Source organism: Streptomyces sp. ICN903, from assembly GCF_022015835.1.
In the GTDB taxonomy this organism is placed as follows: domain Bacteria; phylum Actinomycetota; class Actinomycetes; order Streptomycetales; family Streptomycetaceae; genus Streptomyces; species Streptomyces fenghuangensis.
The window spans coordinates 1-7,328 of record NZ_JAKMAY010000286.1; the positions used below are offsets into that span (position 1 = coordinate 1).

6 protein-coding genes are annotated in these 7,328 nt (G+C 73.7%); all 6 read left to right on the forward strand.

Annotated elements, in window-relative coordinates; translation table 11 throughout:
- Positions 1 to 35: 35 nt before the first annotated feature.
- Entirely contained in the window at positions 36 to 932 is an 897-nt protein-coding gene (locus L7D48_RS23360; RefSeq protein WP_237882162.1) for an RNA polymerase sigma-70 factor, read from the forward strand.
- A 259-nt stretch (positions 933 to 1,191) separates the two neighbouring features.
- On the forward strand, positions 1,192 to 1,683 hold the full coding sequence (locus tag L7D48_RS23365; RefSeq protein WP_237882152.1) for a hypothetical protein: 492 nt from the start codon (positions 1,192 to 1,194) through the stop codon (positions 1,681 to 1,683).
- Positions 1,662 to 2,045 (forward strand): hypothetical protein, encoded by a 384-nt coding sequence (locus L7D48_RS23370; protein ID WP_237882154.1) that lies wholly within the window; start codon positions 1,662 to 1,664, stop codon positions 2,043 to 2,045. Before L7D48_RS23365 ends, L7D48_RS23370 begins: the two co-directional genes overlap by 22 nt.
- 257 nt (positions 2,046 to 2,302) lie before the next feature.
- Positions 2,303 to 4,132 (forward strand): AAA family ATPase, encoded by a 1,830-nt coding sequence (locus L7D48_RS23375; protein WP_237882156.1) that lies wholly within the window; start codon positions 2,303 to 2,305, stop codon positions 4,130 to 4,132.
- The gene (locus L7D48_RS23380; protein WP_237882158.1) at positions 4,129 to 5,421 is read left to right on the forward strand and encodes an McrC family protein; all 1,293 of its coding nucleotides are present in this window, start codon (positions 4,129 to 4,131) and stop codon (positions 5,419 to 5,421) included. The genes L7D48_RS23375 and L7D48_RS23380 overlap by 4 nt, the downstream gene beginning before the upstream one ends.
- 36 nt (positions 5,422 to 5,457) lie before the next feature.
- Positions 5,458 to 7,328: UvrD-helicase domain-containing protein (locus tag L7D48_RS23385; protein WP_237882160.1), on the forward strand; the 1,871-nt coding region annotated here is incomplete at its 3' end.

Sequence of the window (7,328 nt, forward strand, 5' to 3'; positions counted from 1 at the left end):
GGAAGAACGGGAACGGCGGGGAGAGGGGACGAGGGATGGACGACGGGGCCACCGATCCGGCGACCGAGGCATTCCTCGCCCACCGCGCCCTGCTCTTCACCGTCGCCTACGAGATGCTCGGCTCGGCGGCCGACGCCGAGGACGTCCTCCAGGAGACCTGGCTGCGCTGGGCCGCGGCCGATCCGGGGCAGGTGCGCGACCAGCGCGCCTATCTGGTGCGGATCACCACCCGCCAGGCGCTCAACCGGCTGCGCAGCGTCAAGCGCCGCCGGGAGGCGTACGTCGGCTCCTGGCTGCCCGAGCCGCTGCTCACCGCGCCGGACGTGGCCGAGGACGCCGAGCTGGCCGAGAGCGTGTCGATGGCGCTGATGCTCGTCCTGGAGACGCTGTCGCCGGCCGAGCGGGCCGTGTTCGTGCTGCGCGAGGTCTTCGACGTCGGCTACGGCGAGATCGCGGCCGCCGTCGGCAGGAGCCCCTCGGCCGTCCGCCAGATCGCCCACCGCGCCCGTCGGCACGTCGAGGCCCGCCGTCCCCGCCGGTCGGCCTCCTCGCAGGAGGGGCGGGCGGTCCTGGAGTCGTTCCGGCGCGCGATCGAGACCGGGAACCCGCAGGTCCTGCTGGAGGTGCTCGCCCCCGACGTCGTCCTGATGAGCGACGGCGGCGGCGTCAGGCACGCCGCGCTGCGGCCGGTCACCGGCGCGGAGCGGGTGGCCCGTATGTTCGCCGGCGGCATCGGCAGGCTCGAAGGCGCCCTCACCGCCGAGCCGGTCACGGTCAACGGCGGCGCGGCGCTCCTGGTCCGCCTGGACGGGGAGGTCGACGGCGTCGTGGCGGTCCGGGTCGAGGACGCCCGTATCACCGGCCTCTACTACGTCCGCAATCCGCGGAAGCTGTCCCACATCGCCTCCGAGACACCGCTCACCCTGCGCTGAACACCGGTGGGTCCGCCCGGACGCCCCGCCTGCGGGCGGGGCGTTCCGTGTGTCGCGGAGAGCGCCGGACACAGGGAGCCGACCCTGCCCCCAGCCAGTGCTTTACGCGCCCTTGACCTTCCCGATCGCGTTACCTAAGTTGCCTGCTGCCGCAGGAGAGTTACCGGTCCGCGCAATCGAGTTCGCGCGTCGAGGCCCGCCTGCGTCCTGTTCCGGCCAAGAAGGTGAGGAACTCTTGGTGAGTGGAGGATTCAGGACCTTGGCGATCGCCGCGGCAGCCGGCGCTCCGGTCGCTTCGGCCCCCGCCCACGCGGTGCCGGGAGACCCCGGTCCCGGTACCGCGCCCCCATCGCCCAGCGGCATCACCCAACGCGCCGAGGCTGGCTCGTCGAAACAGAACGCCCGGGGCAACGGCGACTCCGCCGCCGGTCAGGTCGCCGACGCCATCGGATGCCTGGGCGAGACCTCGGAGTACAGCGACGAGTTCTCCGGTATACGTGTCGAACCGGCCGGAAACAAGGTCACTCTCTACGCGACCGATCCGGCGGAGGACCGTCGCATGTCGGACCGGGGGAAGGCGGCAACAGCCAGGGTCCTCGACGAGGCGGACGACGTAAGTGGCGAGGTGCGGCGGAGCAAGTACTCCCGTGCCGACATGAGGGCCGCCGGCGCCAGGATGTGGGAGGCGGGGAAGAAGCAGCGTACAGCCCGCCGGCAGGAGCCAACACCATGCGCAAAGCTTCCGCGCTGATCGGCGCGCTCGCCGCACTCGGGTCGCTCGCCGTGGCGTGGGTGCACTACGGGGACATCGAGTTCTACGTGCACAGCGCCCCCGCTGCGCCGGTTTACATCTGCAGTGCCGCCCTGCTGTGTACATGCGTGTTCTTCGGGACAAGCACGGCCCGGATGATCGGAATCGGTGCCGCGCTCACAGCGTTCGGATTCGCGGTGTACTTCATGCTCGGCCACGAGAACGCCTCCGCGTTCTTCGACGGACCCGTACCCGCCGTCGCTCCCCGTCTGGGGGCGGGCCCGTTCCTTGCCGTCCTGAGTGCGGCATCCGCTCTTCCGGCGCTGCTGCGCCGAAAGCCCGAACCTGCCGCCTCGCGCTAGGTCTCTCCGCCCCGCGGTGGAGACCTCTCCGGCTCGGGGAGCGCGGCATAGCCCCCACACCGCCCCCCGCCCGGCGGCCAAGGGCCGGTTCCGTCCGGAAGGGCCGGGCGGGAGCGCCCACACTTCAGGGTTGGGCTGTTCACGCGGTCAACATATTGGCCACAAGCACTCATCCGCACCCAAGGCTTGCTTGACTGTGTCAACAGGTAGAGTGTGGGGCGTTCACGCAGGTGCTGCTCTACCAGGAGGGTCCTCCCATGCCGCAGCCCGAACGCCTCCCCGGCGCGCCCGAGTTCCGTATCAGGCTCCCCAGGGACGGCGGCGAGGCGCGCGGCTGCCTGCTCACCGAGTTCGGCGGCAACGGCACGAACAAGTTCCTCCTGCTCAAGGGGTCGGCTGTGGCCGCCGAGGCGTCCCCCGGGCTCGGCGACCACGCGCGCCGCCTGCGCGCCGAACTGCGCGCGGGCGGCGGGCTCGTCGACGCGCCCGCCGACCCCGGCCGGCCGCAGGGGCCGCCGCGCTGGGTGGTGACCGGGGACATCGAGTGCAACTCCTCCTCGGCCGCCGCAGCCCTGGTCTACGGTTACGACGCCTCCGGCCCGGAGTCCTGGCGCACCGACGAGGGCCATCCGCTGGCCGACTACCTGTCCACCGCCTGGCGCGCCCCGCGCAAGGCGTGGCTGGTGCGCGGCTCCAACGTCTCGGGGCACAACCTGGTGCGGCGGCTGTGGCTGGCGGAGGGGATCGTCTCGCTCGCGGGCTCGCACCTGCCGCCGCTGGAGGAGAGCGACCCGACCAAGAGCGCGCTGCGCCGCTTCGTCGAGGAGGGGTACGAGGGGGCGGCCTCGTACCATCAGAAGCAGGGCCTGGTCGACGAGTTGCACGCCTTCCTGACGCAGATGCGCGTCGGCGACACCGTCGCCACCTTCGACGACGACCGGCTCCACACCGGGCGGATCACCGGGGAGGCCGTGCAGACCGCCTCGCCGGGCGGGCTGTCCAACCTGCGCCGCGCCGTCGCCTGGCGGCCCGGCGGCCACCCGTACGAGGAGCTGCCGGGGGAAGTGCAGCAGAAGCTGTCGGTGCAGCACGACGTGGTCGATCTGACCGGCGTCCTGGAAGCGCTGGACAGGCTGGACGCACCGGACGGGCCCGCCGGGCAGGCGGAGGGCGCGGAGCCGTCGGCGGCAGGGGGCACCGGCGAGCGGCCGGCGCAGCGGGAGCTGACGCTGCCACGGATCACCGGGGAGCTGGCCGTCCAGCTCCTCGTCCACGACCGGGCCTGGCTGGAGGAGGTGCGCGAACTGCTGTTGGACGAGAAGCAGTTGGTGTTCTACGGCCCCCCGGGCACGGGCAAGACGTATCTGGCGATGAGGCTGGCCGAGCACTTCGGCGGTGGGCCGGAACAGGTCAAGATCGTGCAGTTCCACCCCTCCTACGCCTACGAGGACTTCTTCGAGGGCTTCCGGCCCGCGGCGGACCCGGAGACGCGGGAGGTGGCCTTCCGGCTGACGGCGGGCCCGCTGCGGGAGCTGGCCGACCTCGCCTCCCGCGAGGGAAACCGGCACGTCCCGCACTTCCTGATCATCGACGAGATCAACCGCGCCAACCTGGCGAAGGTCTTCGGCGAGCTGTACTTCCTCCTGGAGTACCGGGACCGCTCCGTACGTCTGACCTACTCCGGCGACGACTTCGCGCTGCCGCCCAACCTCTTCGTCATCGGCACGATGAACACCGCCGACCGCTCCATCGCGCTGGTGGACGCGGCGATGCGGCGCCGCTTCGCGTTCGTGGAGCTGTCCCCGCGCACCGAGCCGACCGCCGGGCTGCTCGCGCGCTGGCTGGAGCGCGAGGGCCGGGATGCGGAGCCCGCCCGTCTGCTGGACGCCCTCAACTCCCTCATCGACGACCCCGACTTCGCCATCGGGCCCTCGTACCTGATGAAGCCGGGGGTGTACCGCGACGGCGGGCTGGAGCGGACCTGGCGCACCAAGATCCTGCCGCTGCTGGAGGAGCACCACTACGGCGAGGGGCTCGACGTCGCCGCCCGCTACGGCCTCGGCGCGCTGCGCGGACAGCACCCGTGACCGGGCCCGTGACCGCACCCGAGGCGGTGCGTGAGGCGGTGCCCGTGCGCGAGGTGGTGCTGCGCGAGTACGGGCCCGCCGTCTCCGTACCGCTGGACGCCGTGGCGGGGCGGGCGCTCATCTCCTCCGGTGTCCTGCACAGCGCTGCCCCCGACCCCGGCCGGGACGGGCACTGGCTGCTGCGGGCGGGCAGCCGGGTCGGCGCCGTGCGGGTGCCCGGCGGCCCAGTTCTGCGGATCGCGCCCAAGACGCCGGTGCGCCGGTTGTTCTTCCTGCTCGGCTTCAGCCTCGACCCGGAGCGCGCCTGGCGCGACGGCCGGGAGGGCACCGTCGACACCGGCGCTTACGACGACCTCGTCCCCGCGCTCGCGCACGCCGTGGAGCGGCAGGTGGACGCGGCGCTGCGGCGCGGGGTCCTCCAGGGCTACCGGGAGGTGGAGGAGAGTTCGCTGGTGGTACGCGGGCGGATACGCGAGGCCGAGCAGATCCGGCGGCACTTCGGCCGCACCCCGCCCGTGGAGATCGCCTACGACGCGTACACCGAGGACATCGCCGAGAACCGGCTCCTGCGCGCCGCCGCCGAGCGGCTGCTGCGGCTGACGGGGGTGCCCGGGCCCGTGCGGCGGCGCCTGGCCCACCAGCGTCTGCGCCTGGCGGGCGCCGCGCCGCTGGTACGGGGGCAGGAGCCGCCGCGCTGGCGGCCCTCGCGCCTGAACTCCCGCTACCGGCCCGCGCTGCGGCTGGCCGAGGCCGTGCTGCGCGGCTTCTCGCCCGAGCACCGGCCCGCCGGGGCCGAACCGCTCGCCGTGGACGGCTTCCTGCTCGACATGAACCGGCTGTTCGAGGACTTCGTGACCGTCGCCCTGCGCGAGGCCCTCAAGGAGCACGGCATGACCGCGCGCCTGCAGGACCCCCACCACCTCGACACCGCCGGTCTGGTGCGGATGCGCCCCGACCTCGTCGTGCGCGGCGGCGACGGCCGCACCCCGCTCGCCGTCGCCGACGCCAAGTACAAGGCCGTCGGGGAGGCCGGCGGGCCGCCCGGCTCCGACCTGTACCAGGCGCTGGCGTACGCCACCGTCCTCGGTCTGCGCGAGGCGCACCTGGTGTACGCGGGCGGGGCGCTGCCGGTGCGCTTCCACGAGGTGCGCGGGACGGCGGCCGGGCCGGACGGGCGGGGGGTGCGGCTGTACCGGCACGGCCTGGACCTCTCCCGCGAACCGGAGGAGCTGCTGTCGGCCCTGCGGGAGATCGCCGGACGGCTGGCCGGCTCCGCCCCGCGCCCCTGACGACCGGACACCCGCCCGGCGGAAAGGAAACCACCCATGCCCCGACTCGCCTTCGCCCAGAGCTTCTGGGACGGATACGACGCCCTGGAGAAGCCCGTACGGGCCGGAGTGCGCAAGGCCATGGCGAAGTTCCAGGCCATGAGCGCGGCCGAGCTCAACGCGGACAAGGGGCTGCACCTGGAGTCCGTCGAGAACGCCCGCGACCGGCGGATGCGCACCATCCGTATCACCGACTTCTGGCGGGGCGTCGTCCTCGCCCCCGACGACGGCAGCGATGTGTTCCTGCTGGTCAAGGTCCTGCCGCACGACGACGCCTACACCTGGGCGGCCAAGCGCCTGTACAGCGCCAACTCCGCGACCCGGGCCCTGGAGGTGCGCGACGCCGTCGCCCTGGACGAGCTGACCCCCCTGTACGAGACGGCCGCGCGCACCGCTCCCCGGCTGCTGTTCGCAAACGTCTCCGACGGCACGCTGCGCGAACTGGGCATCGACGACCAGGTGCTGCGCGCCGCGCGCTCCCTGACGGACAAGGCGCAGCTGGAGGCGTTCTCCACACTCCTGCCGGAGGACCAGCTGGAGGTACTGCAGTACCTCGCCGAGGGCTTCGGCCCGGAGGAGGTCTACCGGGACGTCGTCGCCGTGCGCCGCCCCGCCGACGCGCCCGCCGAGCCGGTCGAGGACCTGGCCACGGTGATCGCCAACACCTCCGCGCGCATCCGCCTGGTCACCGGGCCGCGGGAGCTGGAGGAGGTCCTGGAGAAGCCGTTCGCGGCCTGGCGGGTCTTCCTCCACCCCTCCCAGCGGCGCGTGGCGTACCGCACCTCCTACGGCGGGCCCGTCCAGCTCACCGGCGGCCCGGGGACGGGCAAGACGGTGGCCGCCCTGCACCGCGTCAGGCACCTGCTGGGCCGCTCAAGGGACGGCCGCGTGCTGCTCACCACCTACACCAACGCGCTCGCCGCCGGACTGCGCGAGATGCTCGGCCTGCTTCTCGACGGGGACGAGGAGCTGCTGGCGCGGGTGGACGTGACGACGGTGGACGCCTACGCGGGCGGCGTCGTGCGCGCCGGGTCGCCGGCCGCGCCCAGGCCGGTCGGGGACCGGGAGGAGCGGCAACTGTGGGAGAAGGCCGTGCGGCGGCTCGATCTGCCGTTCACCGCCCGGTTCATGGCCCAGGAGTACCGGCACGTCGTGCTCGGCCAGGACCTCCGCGACCTCGACGCCTACCTCGGCGCGAGCCGCCGCGGGCGCGGCACCGGGCTGGGCCCCGCGCGCCGCCGGCTGGTGTGGAGCGGCGTGGAGCTGTTCGAGCGGCTGCTGCGCGACCGGGGCGAGACCACGCACCTGCGCGTGTGCGCCCGCGCGGCGGACCTCCTCGCCGGCGGGCCCGCCCCGTACGCCCACGTCGTCGTGGACGAGGCGCAGGACCTGCACCCCGCGCAGTGGCGCGTGCTGCGCGCCGCCGTCGCCCCCGGGCCCGACGACCTGTTCGTCACCGGCGACCCGCACCAGCGGATCTACGACTCCCGGGTGTCGCTCGGCTCCCTGGGCATCGCCACGGCCGGGCGCAGCTTCCGGCTGCGGGTCAACTACCGCTCCACCGAGGAGATCCTCGCCTGGTCGGCGCGGCTGCTGGCCCCCGTCACCGTCGAGGCGCTGGAGGGCGAGGGGTCCGACTCGCTGGCCGGGTACCGCTCGCTGCTCCACGGGCGCCGCCCCCGGGTGCGGGGTTACACGACCCGGCAGGAGGAGACCGAGGCCCTGGTGGAACGGGTCCGGGAGCTGCTCGGCGAGGGGCTCGCGCCGCACGAGATCGGCGTGTGCTCGCGCTTCAACCTCTCCCTGGATGCGGCCGGGGAGAAGCTGGAGGCCGCCGGCGTCCCGGTGCTGCGGGTCGGGGGGCGGGC

Coding starts and splice junctions, on each gene's coding strand:
- L7D48_RS23370 (WP_237882154.1), top strand. CDS start 1,662: ATGCGCAAAGCTTCCGCGCTGATCGGCGCGCTCGCCGCACTCGGGTCG.
- L7D48_RS23375 (WP_237882156.1), top strand. CDS start 2,303: ATGCCGCAGCCCGAACGCCTCCCCGGCGCGCCCGAGTTCCGTATCAGG.
- L7D48_RS23360 (WP_237882162.1), top strand. CDS start 36: ATGGACGACGGGGCCACCGATCCGGCGACCGAGGCATTCCTCGCCCAC.